Source organism: Cytobacillus firmus NBRC 15306 (genome assembly GCF_001591465.1).
GTDB lineage: Bacteria > Bacillota > Bacilli > Bacillales > Cytobacillaceae > Cytobacillus > Cytobacillus firmus.
This window is the reverse complement of record NZ_BCUY01000003.1, coordinates 1-19,270: the sequence shown is the minus strand read 5'-3', so window position 1 is coordinate 19,270 and position 19,270 is coordinate 1. Positions and strand designations below refer to the sequence as shown.

Annotated in this window: 18 protein-coding genes and 1 pseudogene; 15 read left to right on the top strand and 4 right to left on the bottom strand. The window is 43.0% G+C overall.

Annotation, left to right across the window (positions count from 1 at the left end):
• The first annotated feature begins 20 nt into the window (after positions 1–20).
• Together BFI01S_RS01365 and recA are read left to right on the top strand one after the other, a co-directional pair.
• Positions 21–1,271: a competence/damage-inducible protein A gene (locus tag BFI01S_RS01365; protein ID WP_061791006.1), complete on the top strand. Its 1,251-nt coding sequence runs from the start codon at positions 21–23 to the stop codon at positions 1,269–1,271.
• Between the two features lie 271 nt (positions 1,272–1,542).
• Positions 1,543–2,583 (top strand): recombinase RecA, encoded by a 1,041-nt coding sequence (gene recA / locus BFI01S_RS01360; RefSeq protein ID WP_061791005.1) that lies wholly within the window; start codon positions 1,543–1,545, stop codon positions 2,581–2,583.
• 164 nt (positions 2,584–2,747) lie between these two features.
• On the opposite strand, the gene BFI01S_RS22825 is transcribed toward recA, so the two are convergent.
• The gene (locus BFI01S_RS22825) at positions 2,748–2,888 is read right to left on the bottom strand and encodes a hypothetical protein (RefSeq protein WP_156478320.1); all 141 of its coding nucleotides are present in this window, start codon (positions 2,886–2,888) and stop codon (positions 2,748–2,750) included.
• A 60-nt stretch (positions 2,889–2,948) separates the two neighbouring features.
• Here BFI01S_RS22825 and rny point away from each other — a divergent pair, with 60 nt between their 5' ends.
• The 8 genes from rny to BFI01S_RS01320 all read left to right on the top strand — a co-directional run bounded on the left by rny (position 2,949) and on the right by BFI01S_RS01320 (position 12,449).
• On the top strand, positions 2,949–4,514 hold the full coding sequence (gene rny, locus BFI01S_RS01355; RefSeq protein ID WP_386850996.1) for a ribonuclease Y: 1,566 nt from the start codon (positions 2,949–2,951) through the stop codon (positions 4,512–4,514).
• 130 nt (positions 4,515–4,644) lie between these two features.
• Positions 4,645–5,442 (top strand): TIGR00282 family metallophosphoesterase, encoded by a 798-nt coding sequence (locus BFI01S_RS01350; protein WP_061791004.1) that lies wholly within the window; start codon positions 4,645–4,647, stop codon positions 5,440–5,442.
• Positions 5,443–5,767: 325 nt separating this feature from the next.
• Entirely contained in the window at positions 5,768–6,028 is a 261-nt protein-coding gene (gene spoVS, locus BFI01S_RS01345; protein ID WP_009330666.1) for a stage V sporulation protein SpoVS, read from the top strand.
• Positions 6,029–6,185: 157 nt separating this feature from the next.
• Entirely contained in the window at positions 6,186–7,109 is a 924-nt protein-coding gene (locus BFI01S_RS01340; RefSeq protein WP_082804444.1) for a dipeptidase, read from the top strand.
• 300 nt (positions 7,110–7,409) lie between these two features.
• Positions 7,410–9,146, top strand: a complete 1,737-nt coding sequence (locus BFI01S_RS01335; protein ID WP_061791003.1) for a 2-oxoacid:acceptor oxidoreductase subunit alpha — start codon at positions 7,410–7,412, stop codon at positions 9,144–9,146.
• Positions 9,147–10,013: a 2-oxoacid:ferredoxin oxidoreductase subunit beta gene (locus tag BFI01S_RS01330; RefSeq protein WP_061791002.1), complete on the top strand. Its 867-nt coding sequence runs from the start codon at positions 9,147–9,149 to the stop codon at positions 10,011–10,013.
• A gap of 460 nt (positions 10,014–10,473) precedes the next feature.
• The gene (gene miaB, locus BFI01S_RS01325) at positions 10,474–12,024 is read left to right on the top strand and encodes a tRNA (N6-isopentenyl adenosine(37)-C2)-methylthiotransferase MiaB (RefSeq protein WP_180319773.1); all 1,551 of its coding nucleotides are present in this window, start codon (positions 10,474–10,476) and stop codon (positions 12,022–12,024) included.
• A complete protein-coding gene (locus tag BFI01S_RS01320; protein ID WP_009330661.1) occupies positions 12,024–12,449 on the top strand; it encodes a YlbF/YmcA family competence regulator in 426 nt (141 codons plus the stop codon). Before miaB ends, BFI01S_RS01320 begins: the two co-directional genes overlap by 1 nt.
• Positions 12,450–12,550: 101 nt before the next feature.
• On the opposite strand, the gene BFI01S_RS01315 is transcribed toward BFI01S_RS01320, so the two are convergent.
• The 3 genes from BFI01S_RS01315 to BFI01S_RS01305 form a co-directional block, all read right to left on the bottom strand.
• Positions 12,551–12,901: a hypothetical protein gene (locus tag BFI01S_RS01315; protein ID WP_061791000.1), complete on the bottom strand. Its 351-nt coding sequence runs from the start codon at positions 12,899–12,901 to the stop codon at positions 12,551–12,553.
• A gap of 65 nt (positions 12,902–12,966) precedes the next feature.
• A complete protein-coding gene (locus BFI01S_RS01310; RefSeq protein WP_009330659.1) occupies positions 12,967–13,263 on the bottom strand; it encodes a hypothetical protein in 297 nt (98 codons plus the stop codon).
• Between the two features lie 44 nt (positions 13,264–13,307).
• Positions 13,308–13,682, bottom strand: a complete 375-nt coding sequence (locus BFI01S_RS01305; protein WP_009330658.1) for a hypothetical protein — start codon at positions 13,680–13,682, stop codon at positions 13,308–13,310.
• A 316-nt stretch (positions 13,683–13,998) separates the two neighbouring features.
• On the opposite strand from BFI01S_RS01305, the gene BFI01S_RS01300 reads away from it, so the two are divergent.
• From BFI01S_RS01300 to mutS, 5 genes and pseudogenes are all read left to right on the top strand, one after another.
• On the top strand, positions 13,999–14,544 hold the full coding sequence (locus BFI01S_RS01300; RefSeq protein WP_019381802.1) for an outer spore coat protein CotE: 546 nt from the start codon (positions 13,999–14,001) through the stop codon (positions 14,542–14,544).
• Positions 14,545–14,707: 163 nt separating this feature from the next.
• Positions 14,708–15,019: pseudogene (locus BFI01S_RS24525) on the top strand (VOC family protein); the annotation flags it as partial.
• Positions 15,020–15,307: 288 nt separating this feature from the next.
• Entirely contained in the window at positions 15,308–15,757 is a 450-nt protein-coding gene (locus BFI01S_RS23645) for a VOC family protein (protein WP_390890800.1), read from the top strand.
• 117 nt (positions 15,758–15,874) lie between these two features.
• On the top strand, positions 15,875–16,492 hold the full coding sequence (locus tag BFI01S_RS01290) for a PH domain-containing protein (RefSeq protein WP_061790998.1): 618 nt from the start codon (positions 15,875–15,877) through the stop codon (positions 16,490–16,492).
• Between the two features lie 194 nt (positions 16,493–16,686).
• Positions 16,687–19,270: DNA mismatch repair protein MutS (mutS, locus tag BFI01S_RS01285; RefSeq protein WP_061790997.1), on the top strand; the 2,584-nt coding region annotated here is incomplete at its 3' end.

The following is a 19,270-nucleotide window of genomic DNA, read 5'->3' as shown; positions in this document are numbered from 1 at the left end:
ACCCGGAAGGGGGCTTTTGAATGAATGCTGAAGTTATAGCTGTCGGGTCTGAGCTTTTACTTGGACAAATCGTTAATACAAATGCCCGCTTTCTTTCCCGGCAGCTTGCTGAACTGGGCATTAACGTTTTTTACCATACAGTGGTTGGAGATAACCCCGAGCGCCTGAAATCGGTGATCAAAATTGCCGAAGGCCGTTCTGACCTGATCGTCTTCACGGGCGGACTGGGACCGACAAAGGATGATTTAACGAAAGAAACGATTGCCCGCCATCTTGGCAAAGAGCTCGTCATGGACGAACAGGCGCTTGAATCTATACAGCTTTATTTTAAACGCACCAACAGAGAGATGACTGAGAATAATAAAAAACAGGCCCTGGTTCTTGAGGATGCGCAAGTGCTTCCTAACGAGCATGGAATGGCACCCGGAATGATTGCCGATAGTGGCCGGCATGTTTTCATGCTTCTTCCAGGGCCGCCTAATGAGATGGAGCCGATGTTCCTCAAACATGCCTCTCCAGCCCTGCAATCCAAGCTGGGCACCGAGGATATGATCGTTTCCCGGGTGCTGCACTTCTTCGGGATCGGAGAAGCCATGCTGGAAACGGAGATTGAGGATATTATCGATGCGCAGAGTAATCCAACCATTGCCCCGCTTGCATCTGATGGTGAAGTGACTCTGAGGCTCACAGCAAAGCATAGTCAGGCTAACACGGCTATGATGCTGATTAATGAAGCGGAAACTAAAATCCTGGATCGTGTCGGCCAATATTTCTATGGCTATGATGATACTTCCCTGATGTATGAGCTCACCAAGCTGATCAAGGAGAGCAGCATGACTATTTCCGCAGCGGAGAGTTTAACAGGCGGAATGTTCCAGGAGGAGTTTACATCCATTCCGGGAGCCGGCGGACTTTTAAAGGGCGGAGTGGTCTGCTACACAAACGAAGTTAAGGCTGAAGTATTAAAAGTCCGCAAAGAAACGATTGAAAACGACGGGGTCGTCAGTGCACAGTGTGCAGCTGAACTTGCCGAGAATGTCGCAAGCCTGACTAATGCCGATATCGGAATCAGCTTCACAGGTGTTGCCGGTCCTGATGAATTGGAAGGCAACCCGGTCGGAACCGTATATATAGGCATCTGGATTAAAGGAAGGCCGGTCCAGACCGAAAAGCTGAACCTTGGAGGAACCAGGGCAGCCAATCGGGTTCGTACAGTAAAGTACGGCTGCCATTTTCTTATTAAAGCATTAAAAGAAACTCAGAACGCCTGAAAATGCGTTCTGAGTTTTTAGTAGCCAAAATAAAAGACAGATTTCTTGCCGAAATGCGATTTCAACTACTGATTGACCCCTGAAAAACCTCACTTTTTCCGGCAGTCTTGATATTTTCGTGCAAAATGTCCCAGTGAAAAAATCGAATGGATGTTCGACTTTTTGCTCGACAAATGCATTGAAAAGGTTTATAGTAGAGTTAGGTTTTGAGATGAGACAAAACGAATCTAATCAAAAGACAGATTCGTCTATATAAAAGGAGGAACTATTAGTGAGTGATCGTCAAGCAGCTCTTGAAATGGCGTTAAAACAAATAGAAAAGCAATTTGGTAAAGGTTCTATCATGAAGCTCGGGGAACAGACTGACCGCAGAATTTCCACTGTACCAAGCGGGTCTCTTGCTCTTGATGCAGCTCTTGGGGTAGGCGGCTATCCAAGAGGACGTATTATTGAAGTCTATGGACCAGAGAGCTCAGGTAAAACAACAGTAGCCCTGCATGCTATTGCAGAAGTTCAGGCAAGCGGCGGACAAGCAGCGTTTATCGATGCCGAACACGCCTTAGACCCTGTTTATGCACAAAAGCTTGGTGTAAATATTGACGAACTTCTTCTTTCCCAGCCGGATACCGGGGAGCAGGCGCTTGAAATTGCAGAAGCCCTTGTTCGAAGCGGTGCTATTGATATTCTCGTAGTTGACTCTGTGGCAGCTCTTGTTCCCAAAGCTGAAATTGAAGGAGAAATGGGTGACTCCCATGTGGGTCTGCAGGCCCGCCTTATGTCACAGGCACTTCGTAAGCTATCAGGTGCAATCAACAAATCAAAGACAATCGCGATTTTCATTAACCAAATCCGTGAAAAAATCGGGATTATGTTTGGAAACCCTGAGACGACTCCAGGGGGACGCGCATTGAAATTCTACTCTTCCATCCGCCTTGAAGTGCGCCGTGCAGAAACTCTTAAACAGGGCAATGAAATGGTTGGTAATAAGACAAAGATTAAAATTGTCAAAAATAAAGTCGCTCCTCCATTCCGAGTGGCGGAAGTTGACATCATGTACGGTGAAGGGATCTCCAAGGAAGGTGAAATCATCGATCTTGGCTCTGAGCTGGATATTGTCCAAAAGAGCGGTTCATGGTACTCATTCAACGAGGAGCGCCTGGGCCAAGGCCGTGAAAACGCCAAAGTATTCTTAAAAGAAAACCCTGAGATTCGCCTGACTATCCAAAAACAAATCCGCGAACATTATGGACTTGATGAAGAAAAAGTAGCCAACGGAGACGAAGAGCAGGAAGAATTCGAGCTGATCGATTAATACTAAAGAAAAGCAAGGTCCTGAGTGGCTTTGCTTTTTTTTCTTCAAAAGTGTTCAAACCATCGAAATATTAAGAAAAGCCCTTAAGACAAACCCTTGACAATAAAATTCCACAGCTTTACAATTAAAAATGTATATTTTACATTTTATATGTAAAGAAATTCTTATTGAGTCAGACTTTGTCTGGCTGCAGGCTCCATTGGCTTTTCATACGTTAATAAACTGCCAGCCGTCAGATGGATGCCCAGTGCTTCTTTAAGATTGAAACGTTTAAAAGCCTTAGTGCTGTATATTGAATTGGACAATGTACATGCCAACACTTTAAAAAACGTAACACAAACAAGTTCATAGCAAGAGGAGGTGAAATGATGGATCTAGTAACAGCAATCATCTCCATTTTGCTTGGCCTAATCGTCGGTGCTTTTGTTGGCTATTTTGTTCGCAAATCAATTGCCGAAGCTAAAATTGCAGGAGCTAAAGATGCTGCTGAGCAGATTTTGGAAGACGCAAAGCGAGAAGCTGAGGCTACGAAGAAGGAAGCCCTGCTTGAAGCGAAAGATGAAATTCACAAGCTCCGTACAGATGCGGAAGGTGAAGTTCGTGATCGAAGAAATGAACTGCAAAAACAAGAAAATCGCTTAATGCAAAAAGAAGAGAACCTTGATCGCAAAGATGAAACGTTAGATAAACGTGAAGCGCTTTTAGAAAAGAGGGACGATTCTCTTAGCAAAAGACAACAGCATATTGAAGAGATGGAAAGCAAAGTGGAAGTGATGATTAAAGAGCAGCAAGCTGAGCTGGAACGCATCTCAGGCTTGACTCGTGAAGAGGCAAAGTCCATCATTTTAGAGCGCACGGAGCAGGAAGTGGCTCACGATGTCGCCATTATGGTAAAAGAGAGCGAAACCAGAGCAAAAGAGGACGCGGATAAGAAAGCGAAGGAAATCCTGTCACTGGCTATCCAAAGATGTGCAGCTGATCATGTAGCAGAAACTACTGTATCAGTTGTCAACCTGCCAAATGATGAGATGAAAGGGCGCATTATTGGCCGTGAAGGCCGTAATATCCGTACTCTGGAAACTCTGACCGGAATTGATCTCATTATCGATGATACGCCGGAAGCGGTTATTTTATCCGGTTTTGATCCAATTCGCCGTGAGACTGCACGCTTAGCTTTAGACAAATTGGTTCAGGACGGCCGCATCCATCCAGCTCGGATTGAAGAAATGGTTGATAAGGCCCGCCGTGAAGTGGATGAACACATCCGCGAAATCGGAGAACAAACGACTTTTGAGGTTGGTGTTCACGGCCTGCATCCAGATTTAATCAAAATTCTTGGCCGTTTAAAATTCCGTACAAGCTACGGCCAGAATGTGTTAAAGCATTCCATGGAAGTGGCTCAGCTTTCAGGACTGCTGGCTGCCGAATTGGGACAGGACGAAACATTGGCACGCCGGGCAGGATTGCTTCATGATATCGGTAAAGCAATTGACCATGAGGTGGAAGGAAGCCATGTTGAAATCGGTGTGGAGCTTGCCACTAAGTATAAGGAGCATCCTGTTGTCATAAACAGTATCGCTTCCCACCATGGTGACACAGAGCCAACATCAATCATTGCCGTACTTGTCGCTGCAGCTGATGCATTATCAGCAGCAAGACCTGGAGCAAGAAGAGAGACGCTTGAGAACTATATTCGCCGTCTTGAAAAGCTAGAAGAGATTTCCGAATCCTATGATGGTGTTGAAAAATCATTCGCCATTCAAGCTGGACGCGAAATCCGCATTATGGTTAAGCCTGAACAAATTGATGACCTTGAAGCTCATCGTTTGGCAAGGGATATCCGTAAGAAGATTGAAGAGGAACTTGATTATCCAGGCCATATTAAGGTCACGGTTATCCGTGAAACGAGGGCCGTTGAATATGCTAAGTAAAGCGATGCACATGCATCGCTTTATTTCTTTTTCATGGCGTGCTTTAAATTAAGGCAGGAAACTGTGTTACACTAATAATAAGGACTGTAAAAGCATACATATAATCTTTAAAAACAGAAAGGGAAATGACATGAATATATTATTTGTCGGAGATGTAGTGGGATCCCAGGGGAGGGATATGATCACTGAATATGTACCGAAGCTTAAAGAAAAATACCGGCCGCATATCACGATTATTAACGGGGAAAATGCAGCAGGAGGAAAGGGAATTACGGAGATGATTTATCGGGGGTTTCTTGAGGCTGGTGCACAGGCGGTGACTCTCGGGAATCATACCTGGGATAACCGGGAAATTTTTGAATTTATTGACCGCGCGAAATATATGGTTCGCCCGGCCAATTTTCCTTCTAATAATCCTGGCAAAGGCATGGTTTTTTTGAAATTTAATACAGAGGAAGTAGCAGTTATCAGCCTTCAGGGCAGAACTTTTATGAATACAAGTGACTGCCCTTTCCAAAAGGCAGATGAACTGATAAAAGAAGCCCGTGAAAGGACTCCATTTATTTTTGTTGATTTTCATGCAGAAGCAACAAGCGAAAAGCAGGCCATGGGCTGGTACTTGGATGGAAAAGTATCAGCAGTCGTAGGTACGCACACCCACGTGCAGACAGCCGATAACCGCATTTTGCCTGGCGGGACGGCTTTTATGTCTGATGTGGGAATGACAGGCCCTTATGACGGTATCCTTGGTGTGGAAAAAGAAGCTGTGATCAAAAGGTTTCTCTCCGGGCTCCCGGTTCGATTTGAAGTTCCGAAAGAAGGCAGGACCCAGTTAAGCGCAGCGGTCATTGAACTGAATCCTAAAACAGGATTGGCCAAAAAAATTGACCGGATCCTAATTAATGATGACCATCCTTTTTACTCATAAACTGAAAAAAGACTGCATCCGGATGAGCCGGATTGCAGTTTTTTGTATTTGCAAAACAAGACTTCAGCTGCATTTTCCTTGAACAAGCAGAAAGCCCGAAGAAAATCTGCCTGAAACCCTGCTTTTTTTGTCCAAGCCGGAATATGTGAATTCTAAGCTGAATATAGTAGCAATGGAATGATATATAGACCTGGTGCTGTATTCCATCAAAGCGGCTTGTATGAATGGGAAAAATTGCCTATCTGAAGGCATCCGGCCTTTGCAGAAGGTGAATCATCGCTTTGAGCAATGCATACAGGAGGGGTAAAACGAGGAGGAGCTAGGAATGGAAATATTAAAAGTTTCAGCAAAATCTAATCCTAATTCTGTAGCTGGTGCGCTTGCTGGAGTTCTTCGCGAAAGAGGAAATGCGGAAATCCAGGCAATTGGTGCAGGTGCATTGAACCAGGCTGTTAAGGCAGTAGCGATCGCAAGAGGATTCGTAGCGCCTAGCGGAGTGGATCTAATTTGTATCCCTGCATTCACGGATATCCTGATTGACGGCGAAGAACGGACTGCCATTAAGCTGATTGTGGAGCCGCGCTAGCCCAAAAGCTTCAGAATGGGAAATCATCCTTTGTCATCTGCATAAGTCATTAAAATATAGATTCTCACAAAAATAATAAAACCTGTTTGCATCATAGGCAGACAGGTTCTTTTTTTAATAAGATAATGCTACAGAGAAAAAGAGGGAGGAAGAACGCTTGAAAATATTTGATGCACATTGTGATGTTCTATATAAAATGTTTATGGACAAAAGGGTTAACTTTCAAAATTCAGGCAGTCTTCAGGTGAATTTGGAAGCGCTGCAGGCATCCTGCATAAAGGTTCAGTGCTTTGCCATATATGTTCCGGAATCCATCCATCCGGAAATGAAGTTCAATGCAGCCCTATATATGGCCAATCTGTTTTACGAGAAAGTCCTTAAACCCAATCCGCAGTTAAAGCTCATTAGACGCACCCGGGACATCGACCTGCTGCAGGATGATGAAATAGGGGCAGTGCTGACACTGGAGGGATGTGATGCAGTTGGCTGCGATCTACTTAAACTGAAGACTCTTCTCAGGCTGGGAGTGTCTTCAGTGGGATTGACCTGGAATTATGCAAACTGTACAGCTGATGGAGTACTTGAAGTAAGGGGGGCAGGGCTTTCTTCATTTGGAAAACAAGTGGTCTATGAATTAAATGACAGCAAAGCATGGTGTGATGTATCCCATCTTTCTGAACGCGGGTTCTGGGATGTGATGGAATGGGCGGATTATCCTTTTGCCTCTCACTCGAACTGCTATTCGCTGTGCCCGAATCCCCGCAATTTATCAAACGAACAGATCGAAGCTCTGATTGACCGGGACAGTGTGATGGGCATTACATTTGTGACTGAATTTTTATCTGGAAAACAAACAGCCACAATTACTGACATCCTAAGACACCTTGAACATGTATGTTCACTTGGAGGAGAAAATCATGTGGGCTTTGGTTCGGATTTTGACGGTACGGATGGAAGAGTTGCAGATTTGGAGGATGCAAGAAAATACGGTAGCCTGATAAATGAACTGTTAAAATATTATTCTGATATACAAGCTGAAAAATTTTTATTTCGCAATTTTTATAGCAGGTTTCCAAGGTGAAAATGGTGAAAAAACTATATATCAAGGTATGCGAGGAACTTCAAAAATTGAAAATTAAATGATCTTTTTAAGATTTTTCAAAAAATAAAAAAATATTCATCTTTTAACCGATAAATATTCGGAAAGGGTTGCTTTTTTAGACACATAGGTCTAGAATTGAAAGCGTTTAGTACCCATCCATCTTCCGGAATATAGCCTTAAATGCATGTTGAAATAACGGGATTGACTGGACAAGTACTACACTGATATTTAATAAGCGTTTTTACATAATTTCTTAACGTATCTAAAGGGGTGTAAGACATGATCAATCAACTTTCATGGAAAGTTGGAGGACAGCAAGGGGAAGGTATTGAAAGTACTGGAGAGATTTTTTCCATTGCGCTAAATCGTTTAGGCTACTACCTGTACGGTTACCGCCACTTTTCATCACGTATTAAAGGCGGGCACACGAACAACAAGATTCGCGTCAGCACGTCACAAATCCGTTCTATTTCAGACGATTTAGATATTCTGGTAGCTTTCGACCAGGAAACAATCGATTTAAACTACAAAGAACTTCACGATAAAGGGATCATGATTGCAGATGCGAAATTTGATCCTAAACAGCCAGAAGATACGAATGCAGCTTTGTTTGCAGTGCCTTTTACAGAGATTGCTACTGAGCTTGGAACATCCCTGATGAAAAACATGGTTGCTGTTGGTGCGACATGTGCAGTTCTAAATTTAGATATTAAAGTATTTGAAGAAGTAGTTCAAGAGATTTTTGGACGAAAAGGACAGCAGGTTGTCGATAAGAACATGGAAGCCATTCAGGCCGGCTTTGATTTCATGAAAGGAAAGCTTAGCGATGATGTGGAATTAATGGAGCTTGAAAAAGCTGACGGGCTGAAGCGTTTATTTATGATCGGAAACGATGCGATCGCTCTTGGTGCGCTTGCAGGCGGCTGCCGCTTTATGGCCGCTTACCCAATTACACCTGCATCCGAAATCATGGAATACCTGATTAAAAAGCTTCCTGCGCTTGGCGGATCTGTTATCCAGACAGAAGATGAAATTGCCGCGGTTACAATGGCAATCGGTGCAAACTACGCAGGTGTCCGCTCACTTACAGCATCTGCCGGTCCTGGACTTTCCCTTAAGATGGAAGCGATCGGCCTTTCAGGGATAACTGAAACACCTCTCGTTATCGTGGATACTCAGCGTGGAGGACCTTCTACAGGACTTCCGACAAAACAGGAGCAGTCTGATTTAATGGCAATGATTTACGGTACTCATGGCGAGATTCCAAAAATCGTTCTTGCTCCAAGCACTGTACAGGAAGCATTCTATGATACTGCTGAAGCTTTCAACCTGGCAGAAGAATACCAGTGCCCGGTTATTATCCTGTCAGATTTGCAGCTTTCTCTTGGAAAACAGACAGTGGAGCCGCTTGATTTCAGTAAGGTTGAAATCCGCCGCGGAAAGCTTGTTACAGAAGAACTTCCAGAAATTGAAAACAAAGGCTACTTTAAGCGCTTTGAAGTTACAGAAGATGGAGTTTCTCCACGTGTAATTCCTGGCATGAAGAACGGAATCCACCATGTGACAGGTGTTGAACATGATGAAACTGGAAAACCTTCAGAATCAGCTGCAAACCGTAACGCGCAAATGGATAAGCGTTTCCGCAAAGTGGAAAATATTAGATTCAATACACCTGTTCACAAGAATGCTCCGCATGAAGAAGCGGACTTGCTGATCGTTGGCTTCAACTCAACAAGAGGTGCAATTGAGGAAGCTATGAGCAGGCTTGAACAGGACGGCATTAAAGTAAACCATGCACAAGTTCGCCTAATACATCCTTTCCCAACTGATGAATTATTGCCGCTTGTAAAAACAGCTAAGAAAGTTGCCGTAGTTGAAAACAATGCTACAGGACAATTAGCGAACATCATGAAGATGAACGTCGGACATGCTGAGAAAGTTTATAAGCTATTAAAGTACGACGGAAATCCATTCTTGCCGCATGAAATTCACACAAAATGCAAGGAGTTGTTCTAAATGGCCACATTTAAAGACTTTCGAAATAATGTAAAACCAAACTGGTGCCCGGGCTGTGGAGACTTCTCCGTGCAGGCTGCGATTCAGCGTGCGGCAGCAAACGTTGGTTTAGAGCCTGAGAACTTAGCTGTCGTATCAGGCATCGGTTGTTCCGGACGTATTTCCGGTTATATCAATTCATATGGTTTCCATGGCATTCATGGACGTTCACTTCCAATCGCCCAGGGTGTAAAAATGGCTAACCGAGATTTAACAGTTATCGCATCAGGCGGTGACGGAGATGGATTCGCAATCGGTATGGGCCATACGATTCATGCGATCCGCCGTAATGTGAACATCACTTATATCGTAATGGATAATCAAATCTATGGTTTAACAAAAGGACAGACTTCCCCTCGTTCTGCGGCTGGCTTCAAAACTAAGTCTACTCCGCAAGGTTCTATTGAACAGGCGATTTCTCCAATGGAAATGGCATTAACAGCTGGTGCGACTTTCGTGGCACAGAGCTTCTCAACTGACCTTAAAGATCTGACTGCATTAATTGAAGCAGGAATCAAGCATGATGGCTTCTCTTTAATTAACGTCTTCAGCCCATGTGTTACATATAACAAAGTAAACACATATGACTGGTTTAAAGAAAACCTGACAAAGCTTAGCGATGTGGAAGGCTATGATCATTCAAGCCGCGAAATGGCTATGCAGACTCTTATGAAGCACAGCGGTCTTGTAACTGGCCTAATCTATCAGGATACAGAGCGAAAGTCTTATCAGGAACTGCTTTCTGGTTACTCTGAAACTCCATTATCAAAAGCGGATCTTGAACTTGATCAAGCTCACTTTGATAAACTTGCAGCTGAATTTATGTAATGGAAAGAAGCTCGGGGCTCCCGGGCTTCTTTTTTTGAGGCAGATACGGCTATTGTGAATTTGGCGAATAATATGTAAAAACTGGGGATATGAAAGCAGGATTGAAGTAGCAATCAGAAAAATAAGGAAAGTTTAGAGTAATCCGGGATAAAAATCTGCAAAATGTGGAAAGCATTCCACCAGAGACGAAGCTTAGGGAGATTGAATATAATGTGACACTTATCACACACAAAATGTTAATTTTAGTCTAGTATTAGTGGTTGTGCAGGGTTAAAACTTTACCAGAACGTACATACAAGTAATAGCTGCTGATAAGAGGCTGAGTGCGGTTTTCTATTGTTTTAACTATAAGAAAGCCTTATACTATAATAATGTGCACATATATAAAATGCACACCAATAATAGCTGAAAAATGAGTTTAAATGATAGATGCTGCTCAGGAGAAAGAGAAAGGGGATAAATGATGAACGAAAAACAACGCTTAGAAAGCCAGCAAGTGCAAACAGCAAATCCTTCGGACAAAAAATCCGTAAAAGATTACAGCAAATACTTTGAAACTGTTTACACTGCACCTTCCTTAAAGGAAGCGAAAAAACGCGGTAAAGAAGAAGTAAAATATCATAAAGATTTTAACATCCCTGAAGAATTTCATGGCATGGGAAATGGCCGCAAATTCTATATCCGCACATACGGCTGCCAGATGAACGAGCATGATACAGAAGTAATGGCCGGCATTTTCCTTGGTCTTGGCTATGAGCCTACAAACTCAGTGGAAGATGCGAATGTCATTTTGCTTAATACATGTGCCATCCGGGAAAATGCCGAGAATAAAGTGTTTGGAGAACTTGGCCATCTTAAACATTTAAAAAAAGAAAAACCGGATCTTCTGATTGGGGTCTGCGGATGTATGTCACAGGAAGAATCGGTTGTTAACAAGATTCTTAAAACATATAACCAGGTAGATATGATTTTTGGAACACACAACATCCACCGTCTTCCTAACATTCTTCAAGAAGCCTATATGTCAAAGGAAATGGTTATTGAAGTATGGTCTAAGGAAGGGGATGTAATTGAAAACCTTCCAAAAGTACGCCGCGGCAATATCAAAGCCTGGGTTAACATTATGTACGGCTGTGATAAATTCTGCACTTACTGCATCGTTCCTTATACACGCGGAAAAGAGCGGAGCAGACGTCCTGAGGATATCATTCAGGAAGTGCGCCAGTTAGCGGCACAGGGCTACCAGGAAATTACCCTGCTTGGGCAAAACGTAAACGCGTATGGAAAAGACTTTGAGGATATGAATTACGGTCTTGGCGATTTAATGGATGAAATGCGCAAAATAGACATTCCGCGAGTCCGCTTTACAACAAGTCATCCGCGCGACTTTGATGATCATCTGATTGAAGTGCTGGCCAAAGGCGGCAATCTGGTAGAGCATATTCACCTTCCAGTTCAATCGGGTTCAACAGATGTACTGAAAATCATGGCCCGTAAATATACAAGGGAACAATACTTGGAACTTGTTCGCAAGATTAAAGCGGCTATTCCAGAGGCTACTTTCACAACTGATATCATCGTCGGCTATCCTAATGAGACAGAAGAGCAATTCGAAGAAACAATATCCCTGTATCGGGAGGTAGGCTTTGAGGCTGCTTATACATTCATTTACTCACCTCGTGAAGGCACACCAGCGGCCAAAATGGTGGATAATGTGCCAATGGAAGTGAAGAAAGAACGTCTTCAGCGCCTGAATGCAGTTGTTAATGAATTATCGGCAGAAGCAATGAAAAAATATAAAGGCCAGACTGTCGAAGTTCTTGTGGAAGGGGAAAGCAAGAACAATCCTGAAATTCTTGCAGGGTACACAAGAAAGAACAAGCTGGTAAACTTTAAGGGACCGAAAACAGCGATCGGCAAAATTGTAAAAGTAAAAGTAACCGATGCAAAGACATGGTCCCTAAACGGAGAAATGGTAGAAGAACTAGACGCGGTTGAGGTGAAGCAGTAATGGCTAAATACACAAAAGATGAGATTGTAGAACGTGCGAAGGAATTGGCACGCATGATTGCAGAGACAGAAGAAGTGGATTTCTTCAAGCGTGCTGAAGCACAGATTAATGAAAACGATAAGGTTAGTGCTACCATTACAACAATCAAAGGCTTGCAAAAGCAGGCTGTGAATCTTCAGCACTATGGTAAAGCTGAAGCATTAAAGAAAACGGAAGAAAAAATTGCCCAATTGGAACAGCAGCTGGATGAAATCCCGGTTGTTCAGGAATTCAAGCAATCCCAGGTGGATGTTAATGAATTGCTGCAGATTGTGGCTAATACGATTTCCAACACTGTAACAGACGAAGTCATTACTTCTACAGGCGGAAATCTCCTGAGCGGCGAAACAGGATCAAAAATCAGCAACAGCAGCTGTACACATTAATAAACAGATAGTGAAACACCCTGCACCAATTGGTGCAGGGTGTTTTTACGTTCTATATTTAAGGGAGGAATTGGTATTGGCCATGGGTTGTGGGGGGCCTTTTATTGGTTTCGCAATAGTTCTACTGCCTTTAAAAATTCTTTTCTGTACTCCTGCTGTTCGATGATTGCTGCATTTAACGTTGACAGCAGGGATTGATTCAGCATTTTAGTCCCTGCATCATCAGATTTTTTGTCCAAAAAGTTGAGGAGAAAAGTATACACAAGAAGCAATGTCGAGTAATTATCCACATATGTGAGATTGATGGCCCGTCCGCCCTTTCCGCCGGCAGCATGGTTATTAATCGACGGTATTCCGGCTTCTGCAGCCATATCAATATACTCCTTTGGAATACCCAGCTGCTTGAGGACTTCCGGATCCAGATCCAGCTTTTGCATATTTTGACTTAGCATGGTACTCCCTCCCTTCTTTTTGGACATTTTTAGACTCTGCATAGAAAGAATTGCTTTATCTTTAATTACGCTTTGTTGCTTTGCTGCTGAGTTGTAGTGTTCACAGAAATGGCTGTGGAGTCTCCTCCATTTGCAATATTGTATTGGGCTGAAAGAATTGGAATGTTGATCAGTGCAGCGTTAACAGCAAATCCTCCACCAGAAATCGGCAATTGGCCGTTTAGGTTTGTTTGAGGAAGGTTTGCTTGTGCAGCGAAAGTAAAAGCTTCCGCTTCATTGCCGCTGTCTGCTCCATTCACTGCTCCGCCGCTCGGCAATACGCCATTGTCTTTTTCGTAATCATCATAGCATCTTGATAGCATATTTTTTCACCTCCTTCAATTGATTGAAGTGGCTGTTTTCCAGATTATGAGTCTTTCTTCATCATGTCTGAAAGATCCAGATCCAGAAGTTTCTTACCGTTTACAGATAGTTTCACCTGTTTATAATCCTCGGATGTTTCCACAACAGGCAGCAGATTTTTTAATGCAGGAATCATATTCCCGATCCCGGAGGAATTTTTTGTGAAGAGCCCTTCTAAGTTTCTCAACGGCTTAAGAGATTCCATAAGATTTCCTTTTAACTCTTCAGACTGAATTTTTTCTAATCCTTTTGTATAGAATCCGCCCAATGTTTCCGTAAACTTGGCCACCATTTCTTCTGCATATTGTTTTGCTTCTTCCCCTGTCATCTCTTTGCCATTGATTGAAACTTTATAGTTGGAGTTCTCCTTGTCTGCCATTCCTGTTCACCTCCTTATCGATAGTTTATTATATTGATTCAAGAGCCAAGCTGTCTCCGCAAATGCAGTAGGACAAACGTGCATTTTTCAATTACATACCTATTAGTGAGTTTTAAGTCCTTACCATAGGCAGGCAGTTTCCTTATTTATATAGAGAATTCTCCTGCTGGATTTGTTTAGACCGGAACATTCGCCCGCTCCCGGCATACTATAAATCATGCCAATACTTTTGCCTAACATTCATAAAAATTATCGCACACTAGTCTAATATCCCGCATAGGATGAATTGAAAATGAATGAGGAGGGTTCGCTCGCAATGGGAGATTACAGAGAGATTATAACGAAAGCGGTCGTTGCGAAAGGACGTAAATTCACACAGTCCAATCATACGATCTGCCCGTCACACCATCCGTCAAGCATACTTGGCTGCTGGATCATAAACCATACGTACGAGGCGAAAAAAGCTGGGAAAACAGTGGAAATCTGCGGCCATTATGACATTAACGTTTGGTACTCTTTCAACAATAATACAAAAACCGAAGTTGTTACCGAACGGGTTGAGTATAAAGATGTCATTAAATTGAAGTACCGTGATCCGGACTGTTTGGATGATCATGATGTCATCGCCCGTGTTCTGCAGCAGCCGAGCTGCTGTGAAGCAGTCATTTCTCCAAATGGCAACAAAATCATCGTCACTGTGGAAAGAGAGTTCATGGTCGAGGTGATCGGCGAAACAAAAGTTTGTGTAGCTGTTCATCCAGACAAGTGCGAGTGCGATGATGACGCTTGGGGACTTGATGTGGAGGATGAAGAATTCGAGGATTTAAATCCGGATTTCTTGGTGGGAACTGAAGAAGAGTAATGACAAACTAGGAGGTTTTGCTTCCTAGTTTTTCTTTTTATATTTTCATAGTGTCAGCCAAATTCAAGCGAATTAATGACAGCACCTTCCGCCTTTAGTCTGAATGCATCTGCAGTGCATTACCTTAGAATGGAGGTATAAGATGTAAAGGGGAGAGGCGAGGATGAAAATATTTCAATTGAATTTGAAGTGCCATGATTTAGACAGGATGAAAGAATTTTATACAAATGTGCTGGAGATGGAACTGTTGACGGAGACTCAGAGTTATTTTACGATTATGGCCGGCTCAACAAAGATTCTTTTTGAGAAAGATGCAGCAATCCCCTTTTATCATGTGTGTTTCCGGACTAATGCTGAATACTTTGAACATATGTATCAGAAATTAGGTGCTGAAAGTGTGCTGCTGCCAAATGAGAGCGGCGAGTACAGTATGTTTTGGAAAGGAAAGCAGGCATATTTTATCGATCCGGACGGAAATATTATGGAGATGCTCGAGCGGCCTTTGGATGGTGTGAAAAAGGATGGTCTCCGCTGGCATGATGTTGGGGAAGTTGGCTTGCCAGTCAATGATGTAGCTGCAATGGAGCAGGAATTAGATCAGTATCTGTACAATGAACAGATGGATTCCAGTGAGACGTTTGCTTTTTACGGAGACAGGAAAGGGGTTTTTGTGCTTGTAAAGGAAGGGCGGAACTGGTATCCAACAGAAAGGGCTTCCGTTATTTCACCAATTAAAGTATTTGCATCAGGACCAAGGGATGTTATGTTTCAGCATCAGGAATATCCTTATGAAGTGATTGTGAGGAAGGAATGGGAAGGGAGCATCCCGGCTGTGCAATTTCGCATTGCACGTCCGACAAACGAGCTTGATAAACTCATTTCCTTTTATGAAAAAGGACTGGGTCTGAAGAGAGTTGGCGAGTTTTGGAATCATGAAGGCTATGATGGTATTATGATTGGTCTGCCTGATAGCCAATACCATCTTGAATTTACTCAATCTAAGGAAAAAATGGAGCTTCCGCAGCCGACAAAGGAGCATCTATTAGTTTTTTATGTGGGAGACCGCCTGGAGCGTGATAACATTGCCGAAAGGCTTGCTGCCTTTGGGTATATGGAAACAGAACCGGAAAATCCATATTGGGGCAGAGGCGGAATAACAATAGAAGACCCCGATGGATGGCCGATTGTCTTAATGAATACACCAGGGATATAAAGCTTCCGGTTTGCCGGGAGCTTTTCCAACGTAAATTTTAAGATGAATAAGCTATCATTTTCCTAAATATGTTAAAATAGCAAAGTAGTAAAATGAATTCAGAAAGGTTGAGGGTTTATGTTTAAAAAGGTTGCTTCTGATGTGCTGGGATTAAGTGATGTGGGAAGCGTCATTCACCCGGCTGATTATGACAAAGTCGATGCTGATGATTATGTCCTGCACGAAGATAATGAGAAAATCTATTTCCTGATCAAGTCCAAGTCTGATGAATATTGCTTTACAAATAAGGCGCTTATTCATCTGGATGGTACAAGTGCTGTCAGCAAAAAACGAACTCTAAAGCGCTACAGCTACCGCGAATACAGCATTTCAAATGTGATGCTGGAAACAGCTGGTACAGTCGATTTGGATGTGGAAATCAAATTCGTGATTGGATCTCAGGCATTCTCTATTGACGTACATAAAAAGCATATCGAAGAATTGAAAGATTTATATAAAGCACTGATCCGCATTTCCGAAATCTGCCGCGAAAATGAAGTGTCCATGGAGTATGCTGAAAAAAGCCTGAATTTGGCATCAAGCACTCTTGGACGTTCAGTGTCCAATCAGGACGCCAATGTGGTGGACAATTTCCGTGTACTAAATGAAACAGCCTTCAACTGGCTGATGAACAGCCGCAAGAAATATAATGTGAAAGACTTCGGATATGTGTTTGAAAAATACATTAATAACTAAGAATCCTGGCAGCTCTCCATTGGGGAGCTGCTGCTTTATTTCTTGGCCTGAGAACCTGTGAAAAGAAATAGCTAAGGCAAATATTGCACATCTGAGTCAGCCAATAATCTATGATATAATGAAAAAGACGTTTTTAGAGGAAATCTCTAAAAAAGGATTATAAAATAATAGATTATGGATCGTTGGAGGAAGTTATGGCAGCAGCATACACGCCTATGATACAGCAATATTTAAGGGTAAAGGCAGAATATCAGGATGCCTTTTTATTTTTTCGCCTTGGAGACTTTTACGAAATGTTTTTCGATGATGCACTTAAAGCATCACAGGAGCTTGAAATCACATTAACCAGCCGCGAGGGAGGCACGGAAGAAAGGATTCCCATGTGCGGGGTGCCGTATCATTCAGCACCGGTTTATATTGAACAATTGATTGAAAAAGGATACAAAGTCGCAATCTGCGAGCAAACAGAAGATCCGAAACAGGCAAAAGGAGTTGTGAAGCGGGAAGTCGTTCAGCTTATCACACCTGGAACAATGATGGAGGGCAAAGGCCTTCAGGAAAAAGAAAACAACTATATTGCATCGATTTCGGTCTTTGAAGATGAAACCTTTGGATTTGCCACCAATGATTTATCAACAGGTGAGACGAAGGTAACGATGTTAAGCAGCGGGTTTGATGAGGTCTTAAACGAGCTGTCTATGTCAGGTGCAAAGGAAGTAGTCATCTCTTCCGACTTTGATGGAGAATGGCAGCGGAGAATGAAAGAACGCTCCGTCATGGCGATTTCATTCGAGGATGATTGCGGAGTCCGGGACTCTTTCGAGGGACTTCTGGCTGATTTAAATCAGGACAAGCTCAGGACAACTTCTTGCAGACTGATTAATTACCTGTACCGTACGCAGAAGAGGAGCCTGGATCACCTTCAAAAGGTGGCTACTTATCAGATTAATCAATACATGAAAATCGATTATTTTTCAAAAAAGAATCTTGAGCTGACAGAAACCATCCGCAGCAAAGGCAAGAAGGGCTCGCTGTTATGGCTCCTGGATGAAACGAAGACTGCCATGGGCGGCAGGCTTTTAAAGCAATGGATCGACAGGCCGCTTATTGATGAACAGGAAATCAAACGCCGCCATTCGCTGGTTGAAACGCTTATTCACTCTTTCTTTGAACGGGAAGAAATCCGGGAAAAACTGAAGGAAGTCTATGATCTGGAACGCCTTGCAGGAAGAGTGGCGTTTGGAAATGTAAATGCCCGCGACCTTGTGCAGCTTAAGAAATCTCTTCAGCAGATACCTGTTCTAAAAGAAATGGTCTCAAATCTGCCGAATGAGGAAGCAGTGAGGCTTGCTGAGCGCCTGGATGCGTGTGAAGAAGTCACGGATACTTTGGAAAGCGCGATAATGGAAAATCCGCCGCTGTCATTGAAGGATGGAAACATCATTCAGGACGGCTATCATGAAGAGCTGGATAAATACCGTGATGCCAGCCGCAACGGGAAAACCTGGATTGCCCAGCTTGAGAAGCAGGAACGTGAAAAAACAGGCATTAAATCATTGAAAATCGGTTTTAACCGTGTGTTTGGCTATTATATTGAAGTTACTCGCGCTAACCTTCATCTTCTAAAAGAAGGGCAATATGAGCGCAAACAGACCCTGACCAATGCCGAACGATTTATTACGCCTGAATTAAAGGAAAAAGAATCACTCATACTGGAAGCACAGGAAAAGTGTGTGGAGCTCGAGTATGAATTATTTACGAATGTCCGCGAACATGTAAAAGAATTTATTCCGAGATTGCAAAAGCTGGCGAAAACACTAAGTGAGCTGGATGTTCTTCAGTGCTTCTCCGCTGTCAGCGAGCAAAGGCATTATATAAAGCCAAGTTTTTCAAATGAAAGACGGGTTTATATCAAAGACGGCCGCCATCCAGTCGTTGAAAAAGTGCTGAACGCACAAGAATATGTGCCGAATGACTGTTATATGGATGCGGACCGGGAAGTGCTGCTGATTACAGGGCCGAATATGTCCGGTAAAAGTACGTATATGCGGCAAATCGCCCTGACTGCGATTTTAGCCCAAATCGGCTGCTATGTACCTGCTTCTGAAGCCGTGCTGCCGATTTTTGACCAGGTATTTACGAGAATCGGAGCCGCCGATGACCTTATTTCCGGCCAGAGTACATTCATGGTCGAGATGCTTGAAGCGCGAAATGCTATTGTGAATGCCACTCAAAACAGTTTGATTCTGTTCGATGAAATCGGGCGCGGAACATCCACCTATGATGGAATGGCTTTGGCGCAGGCAATCATTGAATATATTCACGACCGGATTGGGGCGAAGACATTGTTTTCCACCCACTACCATGAATTGACCGTGCTTGAAGAAGAACTGCAAAAAGTGAAAAACATCCATGTCAGCGCTGTCGAGCAAAATGGTCGGGTTGTGTTCCTTCATAAAATTAAGGAAGGAGCAGCAGATAAGAGTTATGGAATCCATGTTGCCCAGCTTGCAGAGCTTCCGAATGAACTGATTGTAAGGGCCAATGAAATTTTAACAGGACTGGAATCGAACGACTCTCATCCAATGAAAAAAGAGATTCCTGCTGCAGAAAAGATTGCAGAGCCTGCTGCCCAATTATCCTTCTTTGAGGAGCCTGAAGACGTGAAGAAACCTTCAATAGGCTCTAAAGAAAAGAAGATTATTGATAAAGTCAAAGCGCTCGATATCCTTGATATGACGCCAATGCAGGCATTAAATACATTATATGAACTGCACC